The organism is Streptomyces sp. CNH287, from assembly GCF_000424825.1.
In genome coordinates, this window is record NZ_AUKQ01000003.1 from 451,156 (window position 1) to 469,853 (window position 18,698).

Consider the following 18,698-nt stretch of genomic DNA (forward strand, 5'->3'; position numbering starts at 1 on the left):
AGACGATCACGAGGCAGGAGGTACCCGGAACCCTCAGGGCGCCAGCAGCAGCACGTCGGCGCGCTCCTTGGCGGCCTGGTAGCGGCGGGAGACGTCCTGCCAGTCGACGACCCGCCACATCGCCTCGACGAAGTCGACCTTCTGGTTGCGGTACTGGAGGTAGAAGGCGTGCTCCCAGGCGTCGAAGACGAGCAGCGGAACCGAGCCCTGCCCGACGTTCCCCTGGTGGTCGTAGACCTGCTCCACCACCAGCCGCCCGCTCACCGGCTCGTACGCCAGCACGCCCCAGCCGGAGCCCTGGGTGGTGGCCGCGGCCTTGGACATCTGCGCCTTGAAGCGGGCGAAGCCGCCGAAGGACTCGGCGATGGCGTCCGCCAGCTCGCCCGTGCCGTCCTTCTCCAGCGGCTCGCCGCCGCCGTCACCGGCCATGTTCCGCCAGTAGATGCTGTGCAGGATGTGCCCGGAGAGGTGGAAGGCCAGGCTCTTCTCCAGGCCGTTGATCGAGCCCCACGCGTCCTTGTCGCGGGCTTCCGCCAGCTGCTCCAGGGTGTCGTTCGCCCCCTTCACGTACGCCGCGTGGTGCTTGTCGTGGTGCAGCTCGATGATCTCGCCACTGATCACCGGCTCGAGCGACGCGTAGTCGTACGGGAGCTCCGGGAGTGAGTAGGTCGCCATGCTTCTGTCCCTCCGGCCGTTCCTTATTGCAAGTTACTTGCAAGAGGACGTTAGCAGCAACAAGGCACGCGAAAGCGGGGCGGCCCGGCACCCCGGACCGCCCCGCCGACGTTTCTTCCGCGCCCGTCAGCGCCGGGCGGCCGCCCGCTGGCGGAACAGGCCGATCACCGTGAGCGCCACCGTCAGCCCGGCCGTGAAGTACAGCTGCGTCCGCGTCTCCTCCTCGCGCAGCATCAGCAGCAGGATTCCGGCCATCGCGGCCAGCGCCACCCAGGTCAGCACCGGGTAGAACCACATCCGCACCACCAGTTTCTCGGGCGCCTCCCGCTCCAGCCTGCGCCGGGTGCGCAGCTGTGCCACGGCGATGAAGCCCCAGACGACGAGCACCGCCGCGCCCACCATGTTCAGCAGCCAGAAGAAGACGGTCTCCGGCCACACGTAGCTCAGCAGCACCGCGAAGAAGCCGAAGGCGGAGGAGGCCAGTACGGTGCGGCGCGGTACGCCGCCGGTGACGCGGCCGAAGAAGGCGGGGCCCTCACCGCGCGAGATCAGCGAGTAGGACATCCGCGAGGCGCCGTAGATGTTGGCGTTCATGGCGGAGAGCAGCGCGAGCAGCACCACCACGTCCATCACCTGGGCCGCGGCCGGGATACCCAGCTGGTCCAGCGTGGCGGCGTACGGCCCGCCCGCCACGGCCTCGTCGTTCCAGTCGACCAGCGTGACGATGACCAGCACCGAGCCGACGTAGAAGACCGCGATCCGCCACATGGCCGTCCGCACCGCTTTGGCGACGCCGCGTACCGGGTTCTCGGACTCGGCGGCGGCGATGGTCACCGTCTCCAGGCCGCCGTACGCGAAGATCGACGCGAGCAGTCCGACGATCAGCCCGTCGACCCCGGTGGGGAAGAAGCCGCCCTTGCCGGTGAGGTGCGAGGTGCCGGGCGAGTCGGTGCCGGGCAGCAGGCCCAGCACGGCCAGCAGGCCCAGCACCAGGAAGGCCACGATCGCCAGGACCTTTACCAGGGCGAACCAGAACTCGTACTCGCCGTAGTTCCGCACCGAGGTGAGGTTGGTGGCGCAGAAGGCCAGCATGAACAGCGCGACCCACATCCAGGAGTCGGTGCCCGGGAACCAGCCCGTCATGATGTCCGCCGCGCCGATCGCCTCGGCGGCGACGGCCACGCACAGCAGGCCCCAGAAGATCCAGCCCACGGTGAAGCCCGCCCACGGCCCGATCGCCCGCTCCGCGTGCACCGAGAACGATCCGGAGGCCGGATGCGCGGCGGACATCTCGCCCAGCATCCGCATCACGAGCATGACCAGCAGGCCGGAGGTGGCGTACGCGAGCACGGCGGAGGGTCCGGCCGCGGAGATGGCCTCGCCGGTGCCGACGAAGAGCCCGGCGCCGATGACGCCGCCGAGCGCGATCATGGAGAGGTGGCGCTGTTTGAGGCCGTGCGTGAGGCTGCCGGGCTGCGACGGCGCCGAGGGTTCGGCAGGAGGATCGGCGGGGGGTTTTCCGGTGGCGGTCATGGGTGGGGGAACCGTTCCGTGGGGGGAGGTCGGGGGAGATCATTCCAGCATCGGGCACAGTGTCGGCAGCACGTACGGGCGGGGGCAATGCCCGTGTGACCCATCCCACTGAGGGGTTTGCCCGCCCGGTGTCGGCAACCTCACGGGGAGAACACCGCGCGCGTCCGCTAACGTCGAACGGTCCCGCACCTCCCGTCTCCCGCACGCACCGTTCGTGCCCGTCCCCGTGAAGCGGAGCCACCGATGAGCATCCAGGTCACCACCGTCCGCCCCGGCGCCGTCCTGGCCGATGTGCTGCCCGCCTCCAGCGCCGGGCGGGCCCAGGTCCGCGACGCGGCGCTCGTCCTCGGCGGCGCGGCCCTGACCGGTGTCGCCGCCCAACTCGCCGTGCCCGTCCCGGGCTCCCCGGTGCTGGTCACCGGCCAGACCTTCGCGGCCCTGCTGGTGGGCGCCTCGCTGGGGGCCCGGCGCGGCTTCCTGTCGATGGCGCTGTACGTGCTGGCGGGCGTCGCCGGGGTGCCGTGGTTCACCGAGGCGTCCTCCGGCGCTGCGATGCCCTCGTTCGGCTACCTCCTCGGCATGCTGCTGGCCGCGACGGTCGTCGGCGCGCTGGCGAGGCGGGGCGGCGACCGCGGCATGGTCCGTACGGCCGGGACGATGGCGGTCGGCATGGCGTTGACCTACGGCGTGGGCGTGCCCTACCTGGCGCTGGCCACCGGCATGTCGGCGGGCGAGGCCATCTCCGCCGGGCTGGTGCCCTTCCTGGTCGGCGACGCGCTCAAGGCCGCGCTGGCGATGGGCGCGCTGCCCGCGGCGTGGAAGCTGCTGGGCGACCGCGACCGAGGTCTCGACCGCGACTGACGGCCAGCGGGGCGGGCCGGACCGGCCGGTCCGCCCCGCCCTGGCGGCGAATTACACTCCCTGCATGCGCGTCTACCTCGGCTCCGATCACGCCGGCTACGAACTCAAGAACCACCTCGTCGAATGGCTGGAGTCCGCGGGTTACGACCCCGTCGACTGCGGGCCGCACGTCTTCGACGCCCAGGACGACTACCCGCCCTTCTGCCTCCGTGCCGCCGAACGCACCGCCGCCGACAGCGAGTCCCTGGGCATCGTCATCGGCGGCTCCGGCAACGGCGAGCAGATCGCGGCCAACAAGGTGCGCGGCGTGCGCTGCGCCCTGGCCTGGAGCGAGCAGACGGCGGCGCTCGGCCGTGAGCACAACGCCGCCAACGTGGTCAGCATCGGCGCCCGGATGCACAGCACCGACGAGGCCGTGAAGTTCGTCGAGACCTTCCTGAACACCCACTACTCGGGCGAGGACCGGCACACCCGGCGGATCGAGATGCTCTCCGCCTACGAACTGACCGGTGCCCTCCCGCCCATCCCGGCCCACCACCCCGCCCAGGAGGGCTGAGGCGGCCATGCCCGAGGGGCACACCATCCACCGGCTGGCCGCCGATCACCGGCAGGAGTTCGGCGGCCGGGCGGTGGCGGCGTCCAGCCCGCAGGGCAGGTTCGCCGACGGAGCCGCGCTCCTGGACGGCCGGCCGCTGCGCGCGGCCGAGGCGCACGGCAAGCACCTCTTCCTCGGCTTCGGCGGCGCAGGCGGCTCCGGCGGCCCCGACGGCCACGCCCGGGCGCTCGGCTGGGTGCACATCCACCTCGGCCTCTACGGCACCTTCCGCTTCGGCACGGGCCCGGCGCCCGCCCCGGTCGGCCAGGTACGGCTGCGGCTGGCCACCTCCCAGGCGTACGCCGACCTGCGCGGCCCCACCCGCTGCTCGCTGATCACCGAGGACGAGCGGCAGGCCGTCCTCGCGCGCCTCGGCCCCGATCCGCTGCGCGCCGACGCCGAACCGGACCGCGCCTGGGCCCGGATATCCCGCAGCCGCACCACCGTCGCCGCGCTGCTGCTGGACCAGAAGGTCATCGCCGGGGTCGGCAACGTCTACCGCGCCGAGGTGCTCTTCCGGCACGGCATCGACCCCTACCGCGCCGGGCGCGACCTCACCCGCGCCGAGTGGGACGCCGTGTGGGCCGACCTGGCCGCGCTGATGCGGGAGGGCGTGCGGCTGGGCCGCATCGACACCGTGCGCCCCGAGCACACCCCCGAGGCGATGAACCGTGCGCCGCGGGTGGACGACCACGGCGGCGAGGTGTACGTCTACCGCCGCGCCGCCATGCCCTGCCACCTGTGTGGCGCCGAGATCCGCACCGCCGAGCTTGCCGCACGCAACCTCTTCTGGTGCCCGGACTGCCAGCACCGCTGACGCGGCCTGGTCCGCGATCCCCGGCGGGCGGCGGCGTCGATCCTCCGGCGGCGGCCTGGCGCATCCGCAGCCGCTCGGTGAAGGCGCCGGAAGCGGACCACGTCACACGCCTGCGGGCGGGAACCGGATCGTTGCCGCTCCGGCCTCCTCCCCCCCCGGGGGGGGGTCAGAAGCCGTGCGGCGCCCACGGCGCGGTCTCGCTCCGGAACGCGCGCGCCGCCTCCGCCAGCGCGCCCGGCCGCAGCTCCCGCACCCGGCCCGCTCCGCCCAGCGCCGCCAGCGACGGCCCGCCGAGGTAGACGGCGCCCAACTCCCCTGCCGAAAGGGCCAGATCGGGCGCGTCGTCGGTACGTACGCAGCGCGCGCCCCCGGTGTCGCCGGTCAGCCGCCAGCGCCCCTCGTTCCAGGGGCAGAAGGCGTCCGCCACCTCGAGGACCACGTCGACGGGGGCCGCGTAGGTGCGGGCCGCGAGAGCCGCGCCCACCTCCACCAGCCGCAGGTGCAGGTGGTCCCGGACGCCGAGGCCGCACCGCCGCGTGTTGGAGACCAGATGCAGCCACGGGTCGTCGACCGGCCGGCCGGCGATGGACAGCCAGGAGGTCAGGTCCAGGTCGAACAGGTGGCGCAGCAGCGCCGCGAGCGCCGCCGGGTCCAGCGCCTCCATGTCCCGCAGCAGCACCTCGCCCTGCGGCCCGGCGGAGTCCGAGTCGCTGCGCACCGCGTACCGCGCGTACCCGCGCAGCTCGCCGTCCTCCCGTTCGGCCAGGACGCAGCGCATCGCGGACGCGCCCGCGCGGCCCCGCTCCGGGTCGTGCAGCGGGACGCCCTCCCAGCCCGGCCGCCGCTCCAGCATGCCGGGCCGCAGCGGGACCCGTCGCGCGTACAGCTCCTCGCACGCCCGCGACACCTCCGCGTCCCTCGGCGGTACGAGCCGTAGCCGCAACTCGTCCGCGCCCTCGGGCATCGACAGCCGTACCCGCGTGGTGTCGATACGGGCGGTCAGCTGCTCGCTCGCGACGCCGTAGCCGAACCGGCCGTAGATCTCCGGTTCGGAGGCCGTCAGCACCGCCAGCGACTCGCCCCAGCTCCGCACGTCGTCCAGCTGCCGCCGCATCATCGCGCGCAGCACCCCGCGGCGCCGGTGGGTGGGCTTGACGCTCACCATGGTGACCCCGGCGGTGGGCACCGCCACGCCGCCGGGCACGGTCATGCGGAAGCTGAACGCCCCCGCGGTGCCCACCAGTTCAGCGCCGTCCCAGGCCGCGAGGGAGCGGTCGGGCTCGGCCAGGCCCCGCCACTTCCGGAGGTCCTCGGGGTCCTGCAAGCCGCTGCCGAAGGCGAGGCCGAGCACCTCGAACCAGCTGTCGAGGTCCGACCGGCGCAGTACGCGGAGGTGAGTCGTCATGACGTACTCCCTATCAAGCGGCGTCCAGCGGGGCGAACGGTTTTGCGTACCGCCCGCCCGGCGCCCGCCCGGCGCACAAGGCAGCGCGCGCCTCTCGGGGCAGCCGCACCGCGAACACCCCGCACCACCCCGGGAATCGACGTGCGTGTGGAGGTGTCGATAAAGTTCCAGAACATGGCGGCACGTCGAGTGGAACCCGCTCCCCAGGCGGCCCGGACGGTCAAGGCGCACAAGGCGTGGCACCGGGTCCGCACCAGCCTGCGCAGATCCGCCGTCGACTACTTCCGCGGCAGCGGCTCCGACTGGTTCGCCCTCGGCGTCCTGATGCTCACCGTCCCCGCCCTGACCTGCGCCACCATCCTCCAGCCGCTCTGGTGCGCACCCGAAGCCCTGGTCCTGCCGATCATCGCGGGCGGGCTCCTGCTGCGCCCCGCCAGTCTGCTCGCGCTGTACGCCGCCGCGGCTGTCGGCCTGATGGTGGAGTCGGCGGCGCTCGCCCCCTACGGCGACGGTGCCGGGCGGGTCACCCCGGGCACCATCCTGGCGGTGGCGGCGGTCGGGCTCTCCGGGCTGCTGGTCGCCCAGTTCCGCAGCCGGGTGGGAGTGCCGTGGCGGCGCGGCGGCACCATGCTCTTCGACCTGCGCGAACGCATCCGGGTGCAGAGCAAGCTGCCGCCCGTGCCGCGCGGCTGGCACCGGGAGATGTCGCTCCGCCCGGCGGGCGGGCAGTCCTTCTCCGGCGACTTCGTGGTGGCCGCCCGTACCGGGCAGGGCAACCGTACGTTCGAGGTCGTCCTGACCGACGTGTCCGGCAAGGGCATGGACGCGGCCTCGCGGGCGCTGTTGCTCTCCGGGGCCTTCGGCGGCCTGCTGGGCTCGCTGCCGCCGCACGCCTTCCTCCCGGCGGCCAACGGCTACCTCCTCCGCCAGGACTGGGACGAGGGCTTCGCCACCTCCGTCCACCTCGTGCTGGACCTGGACACCGGCGACTACGAGCTGTTCTCGGCGGGCCACGTCCCCGCGCTCCAGCGCTCGGGAGGCACCGGCCGCTGGGAGGAGAAGTCGGGGGAGGGGCCGCTGCTCGGCGTCTACGACGGCGGCCAGTTCGACCCGGTCAAGGGCACGCTCCGGCCCGGCGACATGCTGATGCTCTTCACCGACGGCCTGATCGAGACCGCAGGGAGCGATCTGTCCGAGGGCATCGACCGCCTCACCGGCGAGGCCGACCGCTACGTGACCTCCGGCTTCGACGGCGCGGCCTGGCACCTGATCGAGGCCGTCGCCAAGGACGTCAACGACGACCGCGCGCTGCTGCTGATCTCCCGCGACTGACCACCGGGGACGCTGCCGCCGGAAGACCCTGGTGCGATGGCCGGGAAGGCGGGGGAGCGCAGTTCGTACCCGTCGCACTCGCGCGAGGCGACAACGCGGCCAGGTGCCGTGCCAGACAGGCCCGCCCTACGGAGCGACCGCGGTCACGTTCCTCTCCTGGAGGTCGACGAGGAACCGCGCGGCAGCCGCGAAGTCCTTGTCGTCATGGAGCACGACCAGCCCGTGGTGCACCGCAGTCGCGCAGACGAGCCAGTCGACCACGGAGAGGCTCTGATGCTGACCTCGGCGTGCCAGGCGGTACTGGGCTGCCTCCACCCACGACCACGCGGTCTTGGGCACGGGCGCGTCCGGGTAGAGGTCGCCGAACATGTCGGTCATCTCGTCGAACTCGCGGAGGTTGCGCGCCGAGCGTCTGAACTCTGTGCGCTGCGGCTGGCAGGAGCCGATCGCACCCTGATCCGTCTCGTGGCCCCATGCGTCGTTGAGCCCGGGGTCGCGCTGCATGCGCCAGACCGCCGTGGAATCGGCGAGGTAGCGCAGCACGGTCAGGCCACGCCCTTCTCGGCGGCCCGCTCATCCCTGAAGGACCCCTCATCCCACTTCGCGGCATTCTGGAAGTGCCGCAGGCGCGCTTCCGTGCGCCGTCGGCGCTCCGCGTACTCGTGCAGGGCGAGGTTCACCATCTCCTTCTTGGTACGGGCGCCGGACAGCCGCATGGCCTCGGCCAGGGCGTCGTCGTCGATGTCGATCTGGGTAGCGGTCATGGCCTCTCCAGGCGATCGGTCTGCGCCTCGCTGATGTATGCAACCTTTGCAGACACTGTATCAAGCATGGGCGCAGCGGTGCGGGGGATTACCCCACCCCCCATTGACCGGCGGCCGTCATGGTCCCGGCACCTCCCTGATCCGTACGTTCGAGGAGTCGGTACGGCACTCTGGGAAGGAAGATCATGCGGCTGGGCAAGAAGCGCTCCGAGCAGCACGGAAACGCGCACCACGGTGCCACGGGCGGCGCGCCCGCCCCCCGCGGCCACGCGGTCGAGCTGCATGCCGTCAGCCGCCGCTACGGACGTGGCTCCGGCGCCGTGCACGCCCTGCGCGACATCGCCCTCACCCTCCCGCACGGCAGCTTCACCGCCGTGATGGGCCCCTCCGGCTCCGGGAAGTCCACCTTCCTCCAGTGCGCCGCCGGGCTCGACCGGCCCACCTCCGGCACCGTCTCGCTCGGCGGCACCGCGATCAGCCGCATGTCCGAGAACAAGCTCACCGCGCTGCGCCGCAGCCGCCTCGGCTTCGTCTTCCAGTCCTTCAACCTGCTGCCCTCGCTCACCGTCGAACAGAACGTCCTGCTGCCGCTGCGGCTCGCCGGGCACCCCCGCGACCGGCGCCGCGCCGCCGAGGTGCTGGCGCAGGTCGGGCTGGAGGCACTCGCCAAGCGCCGCCCCGGACAGCTCTCCGGCGGGCAGCAGCAGCGGGTGGCCATCGCCCGCGCGCTCATCACCCGGCCCGACGTGATCTTCGGGGACGAACCGACGGGCGCGCTGGACACCCACACCGCCGCGGAGGTGCTCGCCCTCCTGCGGCACGCCGTCGACGCCCTCGGTGCGACGGTGGTCATGGTCACCCACGACCCGACCGCCGCCGCCTACGCCGACCGGGTCCTCTTCCTGGCCGACGGCTCCCTCGCGGGCAGCCTCGCCGCCGCACCGGCGGAGGCCATCGCCGCCCGGATGGCCACCCTCACCGCGTACGGCACCGGTGCCCGTGCTGGTGCTGGTGCTGGTGCCGGTGCGTCCGCCGCGGGAGCGGGCGCCGCGGCATGAGGCGCCTGACAGCCGTACTCCTCGGCAACGGCCTCGCACGGGCCGCGATCCGCTTCAAGCCCACTTCCTTCGCCGGTACCTTCGTCGCGCTCGTCATGGCCGCGATGATCATCTCCGCCTGCGGCTTCCTCGCCGACACCGGCGCCCGCGCCGCCGTACCCGCCCAGCGTTACGGCGACGCCCCCGTCGTCGTCACCGCTGACCAGCGCGCGTACCTGACCGCCGACAAGGGCGACGGCGACACCGACAGCGGCCTGCGCGTCCCGGAGACCGCCCGCCTGGACACCGGCTGGGCCGCGAAGGCGGCAGCCGCACCGGGCGTCGCCGCCGCCGTACCGGACGTGGCCTTCCCCGTCCAGCACGACGGGTCGGCGGTCACCGGGCACGGCTGGGGGTCCACGGCCTTCACCGGACACGCGCTCACCTCCGGCCGGGCGCCCCGTACCGGGCAGGTCGTCCTGGATGAGGCCACCGCGCGGGCCGCACGCCTCACCCCCGGCGACGCCCTCACCCTCACCACCCCCGCGGGCGACCGTGCCTTCCGGCTCGCGGGCACCGCACGCACCACCGACACCGCAGGCGGCCCGGCGGGCGGCGGCCCCACCGCCTGGTTCACCGACGGCCAGGCGCAGCGCCTCGCCGGCCACCCCGGCTGGGCCGACGCGCTGGCCGTGCTCCCCGAGAAGGGCACCGGCACCGACGCGCTGCGCGCCGCCGTGGCCGAGGCGCTGCGCGGCACCGGCGCCGAGGTCCACACGGGCGACGCCCGGGGCGCCGTGGAGGACCCCGGGCTGGACTACGCCAAGGAGACCCTCGAAGCGGTCGGCTTCTCCTTCGGCGGCATCGCGGCGCTGACCGCCGTCTTCACGGGCGCGGCCACGGTCGGGCTCTCGGTCGCCCAGCGCTCCCGCGAGTTCGCCCTGCTGCGGGCCATCGGCGCCACCCCGCGGCAGCTACGCCGTTCCGTGGCGACCGAGGCGCTGCTGGTGGCCCCGCTGGCCGGAGCCCTGGGCTGTCTGCCGGGCATGGCGCTGGCGGGCTGGTGGTTCGGCCAGCTGCGCGAGCGCGACGCGATCCCGGCGGAGGTCTCGATGCGGTACTCGATGCTGCCGGTCTGGGTGGCTCTCGGCACGGTCGTCGGCACGGCGCTGCTCGCCGGATACCTGGCCGCCCGCCGCCCCTCCCGTATCCGCCCCGGCCAGGCGCTCGCCGAGTCCGCGACCGAGCGTTTCCGGCCGGGCGTCATCCGTACCGTGCTGGGCGTCGGCGCACTGGCGGGCGGCGCCGCGCTGGCCCGGCTGGCCGCCTCCGAGGGCGGCGAGGACGCGGCGAGCCTCGCCCTGGGCGTCGTGATGCTGCTGATGCTCTCGGTCGCGCTGCTCGGCCAGTACGTCGCCAAGGCGAGCGCCTGGCTGGTCGGGCTGCCACTGCGCAACGGCTCCGCCGCCGCCTCGCTGGCCGCGGCCAACTCCTGGGCGAACGCCCGCAGGCTGGCCTCCGTGATCACCCCGATCGCGCTGGCCATGGCGTTCTGCTCCACCCTGACCTTCCTGGCCACCAGCGAGAACCGGCAGATCTCCGTCGAGCAGCGCGAGGGGCTCCTCGCGGACCATGTCGTCACCGCGCGGGACGGGCTCACCGGGCTGCCCGCCACCGCCGCCGCGCAGGCGGCCCGTACGCCCGGGGTGTCCGAGGCCGTCGGCCTGCTGCGCGCCGAGGTGCTGGTGCGGGTCGGCTCCGCGGGAGACAGCTGGCTCCAGGGGTACGAGGCACAGGGCGTCGCGGGCGGGGGCGGCCGGCTGGCCGCGGTCCAGGACCTGGACGTCCGCGAGGGCTCGCTGGCCGGGCTGAAGAAGGGGACCGTGGCCGTGAGCCGGGTGCTGGCGCAGTCCGCCGATGTGGCGCTCGGGGACCGGCTGGGGGCGCGGCTGCCGGATGGCACCGCCGCCCGCTTGAAGGTCGTCGCCGTCTACGGGCGGGGCACCGGGCTCTCCCCGGTCACCCTGTCGCGCACGACCCTGGAGGGCCATGTGACCTCGGCCTACGACAGCGAGGTCCTCGTCCGCGAGGCGCCCGGCGCCGACCGCGGGGCCGTCGCCACGGCGCTGGGCGAACTGGGCACCGTCCAGGGCAGGGAGGGCTGGACCAAGGAGCAGGACAAGGACCGCGCGGTCAACGCCTGGGGCAACCGGACGATGACGGCCGTGCTGGGCGGGTTCGCGGCCGTGGCCGCCGCCAACACCCTGGTGATGACGATCCTGGCCCGCCGCCGCGAACTGCGTACGCTGCGGCTCGTCGGCTCCACGCGGCGGCAGGTGCTCCGCATGGTGCGCTGGGAGGCGGTCCTGGTGGGGGTGGCCGGGCTCGCGCTGGGGTCGGGCATCGCGGCGCTGACGCTCTACCCGATGACCCAGGGGCTGTTCGAGGCCGCCCCGTACGCGCCACCGCTGCTGTACGCAGGGTTCGCGGGTGCCGTCCTGGCGCTGACTCTCGCCTCGACGGCGCTCCCCGCCCGCGCGGTCCTGCGGCACCGCTGAGGCGCGGGCGGGCGGGGGTGCGGGCGGGGCCGTGTGCCGTCAGCGCTCGACGGGCTCCCGCTCGCGGGCCCGGTCCTTGGCCTTGGCGACGGCGTCCTCCTTGAAGAACCACTCGGCCTTGGGCTCCATCACGCAGCGGAAGAGGCGCTGGAAGGGCTTCGTGCACAGCACGGTCATCATCACCATCGCGAGCAGCGTGATGACGACGCGGCTGAGCGGATGGTCGACCCAGTCCATGTCGTACCACTCGAACTCGCGCGACAGCTTGATCGGGTAGATGTGCAGCAGGTACGCGTAGAGCGTCCCGGCGCCCAGCGCGGTGAACCACGTCTGACGGCGCGGCACCCAGGACAGGAAGCAGGCGGTGAGCACCAGGGCGCAGCCGAACAGCGCCAGGTACATCGTCGCCCCGACCCAGGCGGGAACGCCCATGTCCTCGGCCGACTTGTCGTGCAGGAACCAGGCCTTGTCCATCCGGGGCACGGCCCAGTAGGCGAAGACCAGCGTCACCAGCATGATCGGCACGCCCGCCAGCCGCAGTGTGCGCCGCTTGGCGATCTCGAAGTGCTCGGGCCGCAGTTGGAGGCCCAGGACGAAGAACGGCAGGAACTGCAGGACCCGCATCAGGTTGAGGTCCTCGCCGATGCTCGGCGTGACGCTGGCGCCCAGGGCGATGGCCAGCGAGACCGGCACCGGCCAGCGCATGCTCTTCCACAGCGGGGTGGTGAGGCGCCAGATGAACAGCGCGATGAGGAACCACAGGGCGAAGCCCGGGCGTTGGTAGCTGAACTCGCGGTCGGGGTTGTCCGCCCAGCGCATGAAGAGGGTGTAGACGGTCTCGAAGACGAGATACGGCACGACGATGCCCGTGACGAGACGCTTGAGCTGACCCGGCTTGCCCGCGAACGTACGGGAGAGGTAGCCGGAGATGATGATGAACGCCGGCATGTGGAAGGTGTAGACGACGTAGTAGAGGGCTTCCGCCGTCCGGCTGTCGTCACGCAGCGGGTCCCAGGCATGCCCTATGCCGACCAGCAGGATCGTGAGGTACTTCGCGTTGTCGAAGAAGGGGTCACGTTGCTTCGCCCCGGACATGCCGTCCGGCTTGGGCGGCAGCTCCGCAGACGTGGGGGGAGGCGTCTCAGGGCGGGCCGGGGGGAGCGGGGCCCGCTCATAACGAGCGTGCAACATCTGAGGCACGATAGCCGCCCGACCCCCGTCCCGTAAATTCTGCGTACGCCCGCCGCGTGTTTTCTTCCGCGAATGCGCGAGATCACGCGGAGAGGAAAGCAGCTGTCAACAGGAGGATGTCTTGTTTGTGGTACTACGGGCTACTTAAATGGGGCATATGCACGGCTGTTGGGGTTGAGGAACCATGGATTCCGTGCTGTTGTGGTGGATCTGTGAATGCGGCCACAAGAGTGTTCGGATGGCGCGGCTAAAAGGGTTCGCCGCGCATCGGTGCATATTGCATTCATCTTGTGCCTTTGTGTCCCGGATTATCTTCGGGTGCACCGCGTGCCGCCCGTACGGGCGACGGCGGGGACCTCCGGCCGCCCCGCCCGGCCGGGGGTGGCCGCGCTGGTGTGCGACGTGCGCCACGCCGTGCCGCGAGGTCACCCGGCTCCGTTCGGAGGGGAGTTGGTGGCACGATGGGGTGGGCGGGGGTTCAGAGGCGTGGAGTCCAGCGGCGGACGACCCCCGGGCCGGGTGAGGCGTTCCGACCGAGGGTGTGATCAGTTGTGGCCATTTCACTGTCTGTGGTGCTGCTGTTGGGGATCGTGCTGGTGGTGATGGTCCGGGGCGGCTCCATAAAGACGGGCCCCGCCGTCGTCGCGGTGCTCTTCGGCTTCTTCCTCGCCTCCACCGGCGCGGCGCCGACCATCAACGACGCGATGGACTCCCTCACCGACACCATCAGCGACATCAACTTCTGACGCGCGGCGCGTCGCGGTGTCTCGCACGGCGGCCCGGCCCCCCGAGGGGACCGGGCCGACCCGCGTCCTGAGCGGGCGACGGGAATCGAACCCGCGTAGCTGGTTTGGAAGACCAGGGCTCTACCATTGAGCTACGCCCGCATGCGCCACCCTCACGGCCCGCTCGCGGTCCTCGCGAACCGGCGCCGTGACCACTGCGGCACGGTGTGCATCGTACGGCATGTACGCTACGTGTCGCACCGACGGGGTGTGGCGCAGCTTGGTAGCGCGTCCGCTTTGGGAGCGGAAGGTCGTCGGTTCGAATCCGGCCACCCCGACCACGTACTATGAGAGACACGCGTGCCTGCGGCGTGTCCGCATACTCGTGTCGCATACGGGGCGCTCCATCGGCAGTACCCCATTGCCCCCAATGCCCCCAGCAGTCAGCCCCAAGGAGACCGACCGTGAAGAGCGCCGTGGAGACCCTGAACCCGACCCGGGTTCGGCTCACAGTCGAGGTGCCCTTCGAGGAGCTCAAGGACAGCCTCGACGCGGCGTACAAGAAGATCAACCAGCAGGTCACGGTGCCGGGATTCCGTAAGGGCAAGATCCCCGCTCGGGTCATCGACCAGCGGTTCGGGCGCGGTGCGGTGCTGGAGGAGGCCGTCAACGACGCGCTGCCGAAGCTGTACCAGTCGGCCCTCGAGGAGGGCGAGCTGAACCCGCTCGGCCAGCCCGAGGTGGACATCACCGACCTCAAGGACAACGAGCTGCTGTCCTTCACCGCCGAGGTGGACATCCGCCCCGAGATCGAGATCCCCGACTACTCGGGCATCGAGGTCACCGTCGAGGCCACCGAGGTCTCCGACGAGGACGTGGACAAGGCCGTCGACCAGCTCCGCGAGCGCTTCGCCTCCACCACGGTCGTGGAGCGCGCCGCCGCCGAGGGCGACGTCGTCAAGGTCGACCTCGAGGCGAAGATCGACGGCGAGGTGCTGGAGGACGGCGTCGCCCAGGGCGTCGACTACACCATCGGCTCCGGCGAGCTGCTCGACGGCATCGACGCGGCGGTCACCGGCCTCGAGGCGGGCGCGTCCGCGACGTTCACCTCCGAGCTCAAGGGCGGCTCCGCCGAGGGCCGCGAGGCCGAGGTGAAGGTCGACGTCCAGTCCGTCTCCAGCCGTGAACTCCCCGAGCTGGACGACGAGTTCGCCCAGCTGGCCAGCGAGTTCGACACGCTGGAGGAGCTGCGCGAGGACAGCCGCAAGCGGCTCGGGCAGTCCAAGAAGTACGAGCAGGCCACCGAGGCGCAGGAGAAGGTGCTCGACGCCCTCATCGGCCTGGTCGAGATCCCCGTCCCGGAGAAGCTCCTCGAGGACGAGATCAGCAGCCGCAAGCACAACCTGGTGAACCACCAGCTCGGTCAGATGGGCCTGGACCTCGACGGCTACCTGCGGATGCAGGACAAGTCCGAGGAGGACTTCGACGCCGAGCTGAAGGAGCAGGCGGAGAAGGGCATCCGGACGCAGTTCATCCTGGACGAGCTGGTCAACAAGGAGAAGCTGAACGTCAGCCAGGAAGAGCTGACCGAGCACCTCATGCGGCGTGCGCAGTCCTCCGGCATGAGCCCGGACCAGTTCGCGCAGGCGGTCGTCGAGGGCGGCCAGGTGCCGATGCTCGTCGGCGAGGTCGCGCGCGGCAAGGCGCTCGCGGCCGTGGTCGAGGCCGCGACGGTGAAGGACAGCAACGGCGAGGTCGTCGACCTCGACGACGACGAGGACGAGACGGCGGAGACCGTCACGGCCGAGACCGAGCCGGCGGACGCCGACGCGGAAGCGGCCGAGGCGGAGACCCCGGAGGCCGGGAAGGCCGAGGAGCCGGCGGAGAAGAAGTCCGACGCCTGACCTCGTCCGACCGCTCCAGCGGCACCACCGACGGGCCCGTACGCGCACGTGTACGGGCCCGTCGGCGCGTTCCGGCCCCCGGGCGGACCGCGGGGGCGCGCGGCCCCGAGGCGGGCTCCGGCGCCCGCTGGGGCAGGAGCGCGGCGCGACGGCCCCGAGCCGCCCGCGTCCGCCCCGGAACCGCCCCTGCGAGCCCCCCGCCGGGCGTGACCCTGCGCTCACAGCGAACAGTTCCTGATGCGGGATGGCGCCCGCCGACCAGCGCGTTAGGGTCCATAGATACGAGGGCAGGGGTGTACCGGTACGAGCCTGGCAACGGGCTGCTGGGGCGCCCCGCGCCCGTAAAGACGCCAGTGACGGCCACGCCCAGTCGCAGCCGTCCGGACACGAGCAGGTGGACACGTGACGCTTCCGATGCCTTCTGCCGCCGCTGAGCCCAACTTCGGTGGTGGCCTCGGCGACCAGGTCTACAACCGACTGCTCAACGAGCGGATCATCTTCCTCGGCCAGGCGGTTGACGACGATATCGCCAACAAGATCACCGCACAGCTGCTGCTCCTTGCCGCCGATCCGGACAAGGACATCTTCCTCTACATCAACAGCCCCGGCGGCTCGATCACGGCCGGCATGGCGATCTACGACACCATGCAGTACATCAAGAACGACGTGGTGACCATCGCCATGGGCCTCGCCGCCTCGATGGGCCAGTTCCTGCTGAGCGCCGGGACGCCGGGCAAGCGCTTCGCGCTGCCGAACGCCGAGGTGCTGATCCACCAGCCCTCCGCGGGCCTGGCCGGTTCCGCCTCGGACATCAAGATCCACGCGGAGCAGCTGCTCCGCACGAAGAAGAAGATGGCCGAGCTGTCGGCGCTGCACACCGGGCAGACCGTCGAGCAGTGGACCCGGGACGCCGACCGCGACCGCTGGTTCTCCGCCCAGGAAGCCAAGGACTACGGCCTGATCGACGAGGTGTACGGCTCCGCGGCCCAGCTCCCGGGCGGCGGCGGTACGGGCGCGTGACCCCTGCCCCAGCGCCCGCCTCAGCCTTCCACCGCAGCCAGCTCATCACCAGGAGAACACTCCGATGAACAACTTCCCCGGCGCCGGGCTCTACGAGGGCCTTGAGGCCCGCTACAACGGGCCGTCGCCCGAGGCCCGCTACATCATTCCGCGCTTCGTCGAGCGCACCTCGCAGGGCGTGCGCGAGTACGACCCGTACGCGAAGCTCTTCGAGGAGCGCGTGATCTTCCTCGGCGTGCAGATCGACGACGCGTCCGCCAACGACGTCATGGCGCAGCTGCTGTGCCTGGAGTCGATGGACCCGGACCGCGACATCTCCATCTACATCAACAGCCCAGGCGGCTCCTTCACGGCGCTCACCGCGATCTACGACACGATGCAGTTCGTGAAGCCGGAGATCCAGACGGTCTGCATGGGCCAGGCGGCCTCCGCCGCGGCCGTGCTGCTGGCCGCCGGGTCGCCGGGTAAGCGGATGGCGCTGCCCAACGCCCGCATCCTGATCCACCAGCCGTACAGCGAGACCGGGCGCGGCCAGGTCTCCGACCTGGAGATCGCCGCCCGCGAGGTGCAGCGGATGCGCACCCAGCTCGAGGAGATGCTGGCCAAGCACTCCACCAAGGACATCGAGACCATCCGTGACGACATCGAGCGGGACAAGATCCTCACCGCCGAGGAGTCGCTGGAGTACGGCCTGGTCGATCAGATCGTCGCGACCCGCAAGAGTTCGGCCGACGTCTGAAGTCCTCCACCGCCCTTGGACGGGCCTCGCGCGGCGTGCGAGCGCCGGTACGGAGTCCGTCCAAGGGGGGCCCATTTCCGCGGTCCGGCAAGGTACCGTCGGAGTGCACGTACCTCGGTCCGTCGGAGCGGACGGATTTCAGGCGAAGGGGAAGCACCTCGTGGCACGCATCGGTGATGGCGGCGATCTGCTCAAGTGCTCGTTCTGCGGCAAGAGCCAGAAGCAGGTGAAGAAGCTCATCGCGGGGCCGGGTGTCTACATCTGCGACGAGTGCATCGATCTCTGCAACGAGATCATCGAGGAGGAGCTGGCCGAGACCTCCGAAGTGCGCTGGGACGAGCTGCCCAAGCCCCGTGAGATCTACGAGTTCCTCGAGGGCTACGTGGTCGGCCAGGAGGCCGCCAAGAAGGCCCTCTCGGTCGCGGTCTACAACCACTACAAGCGGGTGCAGGCCGGGGAGAACGCGGGCGGGCAGGGCCGCGACGACGGCATCGAGCTGTCGAAGTCGAACATCCTGCTGCTGGGCCCCACCGGCTCCGGCAAGACCCTGCTGGCGCAGACGCTGGCGCGCATGCTGAACGTGCCGTTCGCCATCGCCGACGCCACCGCGCTGACCGAGGCGGGCTACGTCGGGGAAGACGTCGAGAACATCCTGCTGAAGCTGATCCAGGCCGCGGACTACGACGTCAAGAAGGCCGAGACCGGCATCATCTACATCGACGAGATCGACAAGGTCGCCCGCAAGAGTGAGAACCCGTCGATCACCCGCGACGTCTCCGGCGAGGGCGTCCAGCAGGCGCTGCTGAAGATCCTGGAGGGGTCCACGGCCTCGGTGCCGCCGCAGGGCGGGCGTAAGCACCCGCACCAGGAGTTCATCCAGATCGACACGACGAACGTGCTGTTCATCGTGGGCGGCGCGTTCGCCGGGCTGGAGAAGATCATCGAGTCGCGGGCGGGTGCGAAGGGCATCGGTTTCGGCGCGAACATCCGCTCCAAGCGGGAGATCGAGGCGAGCAACCAGTTCGAGGAGATCATGCCGGAGGACCTGGTGAAGTTCGGGATGATCCCGGAGTTCATCGGGCGGCTGCCGGTGATCACCAGCGTGCACAACCTGGACCGCGAGGCGCTGCTCCAGATCCTCATGGAGCCCCGCAACGCGCTCGTCAAGCAGTACCAGCGGCTCTTCGAACTCGACGGCGTGGAGCTGGACTTCGACCGCCCGGCGCTGGAGGCCATCGCCGACCAGGCGATCCTGCGCGGCACGGGCGCGCGCGGGCTGCGCGCCATCATGGAGGAGGTCCTCCAGTCGGTGATGTACGAGGTGCCGTCCCGCAAGGACGTGGAGCGCGTCGTGATCACGGAGGACGTCGTCCACTCCAACGTCAACCCGACGCTGGTGCCCCGGCGCCGCACGGACGAGCCGGAGCGGCACGAGAAGAGCGCGTAGCGCGCGGGCGGCCTGGCGGCCTTGTGCACACGGCCCGGGAGGGGAGGAGCGCCGGGCGCTCCTCCCCTCCCGCTGTTCCGCGCGGCGCCTTCGCG

The 18,698-nt window shown here is 71.7% G+C and carries 17 protein-coding genes and 2 tRNA genes; 12 read left to right on the forward strand and 7 right to left on the reverse strand.

Annotation, left to right across the window (positions count from 1 at the left end; translation table 11 throughout):
* Positions 1–33: 33 nt before the first annotated feature.
* Together H299_RS0101880 and H299_RS0101885 are read right to left on the reverse strand one after the other, a co-directional pair.
* The gene (locus H299_RS0101880; RefSeq protein WP_027747022.1) at positions 34–675 is read right to left on the reverse strand and encodes a superoxide dismutase; all 642 of its coding nucleotides are present in this window, start codon (positions 673–675) and stop codon (positions 34–36) included.
* A 126-nt stretch (positions 676–801) separates the two neighbouring features.
* Entirely contained in the window at positions 802–2,208 is a 1,407-nt protein-coding gene (locus tag H299_RS0101885; RefSeq protein WP_027747023.1) for an amino acid permease, read from the reverse strand.
* A 243-nt stretch (positions 2,209–2,451) separates the two neighbouring features.
* Here H299_RS0101885 and H299_RS0101890 point away from each other — a divergent pair, with 243 nt between their 5' ends.
* The 3 genes from H299_RS0101890 to H299_RS0101900 all read left to right on the forward strand — a co-directional run bounded on the left by H299_RS0101890 (position 2,452) and on the right by H299_RS0101900 (position 4,481).
* Entirely contained in the window at positions 2,452–3,069 is a 618-nt protein-coding gene (locus H299_RS0101890; protein WP_027747024.1) for a biotin transporter BioY, read from the forward strand.
* Between the two features lie 64 nt (positions 3,070–3,133).
* On the forward strand, positions 3,134–3,625 hold the full coding sequence (locus H299_RS0101895) for a ribose-5-phosphate isomerase (RefSeq protein ID WP_027747025.1): 492 nt from the start codon (positions 3,134–3,136) through the stop codon (positions 3,623–3,625).
* A 7-nt stretch (positions 3,626–3,632) separates the two neighbouring features.
* On the forward strand, positions 3,633–4,481 hold the full coding sequence (locus tag H299_RS0101900; protein WP_027747026.1) for a DNA-formamidopyrimidine glycosylase family protein: 849 nt from the start codon (positions 3,633–3,635) through the stop codon (positions 4,479–4,481).
* A 166-nt stretch (positions 4,482–4,647) separates the two neighbouring features.
* Here H299_RS0101900 and H299_RS0101905 read toward each other — a convergent pair whose 3' ends face one another.
* Positions 4,648–5,886, reverse strand: a complete 1,239-nt coding sequence (locus H299_RS0101905) for a GNAT family N-acetyltransferase (RefSeq protein ID WP_027747027.1) — start codon at positions 5,884–5,886, stop codon at positions 4,648–4,650.
* Between the two features lie 174 nt (positions 5,887–6,060).
* Between H299_RS0101905 and H299_RS0101910 the strand changes: the two genes are divergently transcribed.
* Positions 6,061–7,218, forward strand: a complete 1,158-nt coding sequence (locus tag H299_RS0101910; protein WP_027747028.1) for a PP2C family protein-serine/threonine phosphatase — start codon at positions 6,061–6,063, stop codon at positions 7,216–7,218.
* A 126-nt stretch (positions 7,219–7,344) separates the two neighbouring features.
* Here the strand turns inward: H299_RS0101910 and H299_RS0101915 are convergent, their stop codons facing one another.
* On the reverse strand, positions 7,345–7,761 hold the full coding sequence (locus H299_RS0101915; protein ID WP_027747029.1) for a PIN domain-containing protein: 417 nt from the start codon (positions 7,759–7,761) through the stop codon (positions 7,345–7,347).
* Positions 7,762–7,763: 2 nt separating this feature from the next.
* Positions 7,764–7,982, reverse strand: a complete 219-nt coding sequence (locus H299_RS0101920; RefSeq protein ID WP_027747030.1) for a type II toxin-antitoxin system VapB family antitoxin — start codon at positions 7,980–7,982, stop codon at positions 7,764–7,766.
* 185 nt (positions 7,983–8,167) lie between these two features.
* Between H299_RS0101920 and H299_RS0101925 the strand changes: the two genes are divergently transcribed.
* The gene (locus tag H299_RS0101925; RefSeq protein WP_027747031.1) at positions 8,168–9,040 is read left to right on the forward strand and encodes an ABC transporter ATP-binding protein; all 873 of its coding nucleotides are present in this window, start codon (positions 8,168–8,170) and stop codon (positions 9,038–9,040) included.
* Positions 9,037–11,577 carry an ABC transporter permease gene (locus H299_RS0101930; protein WP_027747032.1) on the forward strand — a complete coding sequence of 847 codons (2,541 nt, stop codon included), beginning with the start codon at positions 9,037–9,039 and terminating at the stop codon, positions 11,575–11,577. The genes H299_RS0101925 and H299_RS0101930 overlap by 4 nt, the downstream gene beginning before the upstream one ends.
* Positions 11,578–11,616: 39 nt before the next feature.
* Here the strand turns inward: H299_RS0101930 and H299_RS0101935 are convergent, their stop codons facing one another.
* Positions 11,617–12,672 carry an acyltransferase family protein gene (locus H299_RS0101935; protein ID WP_486587117.1) on the reverse strand — a complete coding sequence of 352 codons (1,056 nt, stop codon included), beginning with the start codon at positions 12,670–12,672 and terminating at the stop codon, positions 11,617–11,619.
* Between the two features lie 647 nt (positions 12,673–13,319).
* Between H299_RS0101935 and H299_RS0101940 the strand changes: the two genes are divergently transcribed.
* Complete coding sequence (locus tag H299_RS0101940; RefSeq protein ID WP_027747034.1) at positions 13,320–13,514, forward strand: hypothetical protein; 195 nt, start codon at positions 13,320–13,322, stop codon at positions 13,512–13,514.
* A 70-nt stretch (positions 13,515–13,584) separates the two neighbouring features.
* On the opposite strand, the gene H299_RS0101945 is transcribed toward H299_RS0101940, so the two are convergent.
* Positions 13,585–13,655 (reverse strand) — tRNA-Gly (locus H299_RS0101945).
* A 102-nt stretch (positions 13,656–13,757) separates the two neighbouring features.
* On the opposite strand from H299_RS0101945, the gene H299_RS0101950 reads away from it, so the two are divergent.
* From H299_RS0101950 to clpX, 5 genes are all read left to right on the forward strand, one after another.
* A tRNA-Pro gene (locus H299_RS0101950) sits at positions 13,758–13,834 on the forward strand.
* 123 nt (positions 13,835–13,957) lie between these two features.
* Positions 13,958–15,397 carry a trigger factor gene (gene tig, locus H299_RS0101955; protein ID WP_027747035.1) on the forward strand — a complete coding sequence of 480 codons (1,440 nt, stop codon included), beginning with the start codon at positions 13,958–13,960 and terminating at the stop codon, positions 15,395–15,397.
* Between the two features lie 414 nt (positions 15,398–15,811).
* Entirely contained in the window at positions 15,812–16,417 is a 606-nt protein-coding gene (locus H299_RS0101960; RefSeq protein ID WP_106965705.1) for an ATP-dependent Clp protease proteolytic subunit, read from the forward strand.
* 64 nt (positions 16,418–16,481) lie between these two features.
* Positions 16,482–17,156 carry an ATP-dependent Clp protease proteolytic subunit gene (locus tag H299_RS0101965; protein WP_027747037.1) on the forward strand — a complete coding sequence of 225 codons (675 nt, stop codon included), beginning with the start codon at positions 16,482–16,484 and terminating at the stop codon, positions 17,154–17,156.
* Positions 17,157–17,316: 160 nt separating this feature from the next.
* Entirely contained in the window at positions 17,317–18,603 is a 1,287-nt protein-coding gene (gene clpX / locus H299_RS0101970; protein ID WP_027747038.1) for an ATP-dependent Clp protease ATP-binding subunit ClpX, read from the forward strand.
* Positions 18,604–18,698: the final 95 nt, after the last annotated feature.

Coding starts and splice junctions, on each gene's coding strand:
- H299_RS0101930 (WP_027747032.1), top strand. CDS start 9,037: ATGAGGCGCCTGACAGCCGTACTCCTCGGCAACGGCCTCGCACGGGCC.
- H299_RS0101935 (WP_486587117.1), bottom strand. CDS start 12,672: ATGTCCGGGGCGAAGCAACGTGACCCCTTCTTCGACAACGCGAAGTAC.
- H299_RS0101885 (WP_027747023.1), bottom strand. CDS start 2,208: ATGACCGCCACCGGAAAACCCCCCGCCGATCCTCCTGCCGAACCCTCG.
- H299_RS0101910 (WP_027747028.1), top strand. CDS start 6,061: ATGGCGGCACGTCGAGTGGAACCCGCTCCCCAGGCGGCCCGGACGGTC.
- H299_RS0101925 (WP_027747031.1), top strand. CDS start 8,168: ATGCGGCTGGGCAAGAAGCGCTCCGAGCAGCACGGAAACGCGCACCAC.
- H299_RS0101965 (WP_027747037.1), top strand. CDS start 16,482: ATGAACAACTTCCCCGGCGCCGGGCTCTACGAGGGCCTTGAGGCCCGC.
- H299_RS0101880 (WP_027747022.1), bottom strand. CDS start 675: ATGGCGACCTACTCACTCCCGGAGCTCCCGTACGACTACGCGTCGCTC.
- H299_RS0101895 (WP_027747025.1), top strand. CDS start 3,134: ATGCGCGTCTACCTCGGCTCCGATCACGCCGGCTACGAACTCAAGAAC.
- H299_RS0101890 (WP_027747024.1), top strand. CDS start 2,452: ATGAGCATCCAGGTCACCACCGTCCGCCCCGGCGCCGTCCTGGCCGAT.
- H299_RS0101920 (WP_027747030.1), bottom strand. CDS start 7,982: ATGACCGCTACCCAGATCGACATCGACGACGACGCCCTGGCCGAGGCC.
- H299_RS0101900 (WP_027747026.1), top strand. CDS start 3,633: ATGCCCGAGGGGCACACCATCCACCGGCTGGCCGCCGATCACCGGCAG.
- H299_RS0101905 (WP_027747027.1), bottom strand. CDS start 5,886: ATGACGACTCACCTCCGCGTACTGCGCCGGTCGGACCTCGACAGCTGG.
- H299_RS0101960 (WP_106965705.1), top strand. CDS start 15,812: ATGCCTTCTGCCGCCGCTGAGCCCAACTTCGGTGGTGGCCTCGGCGAC.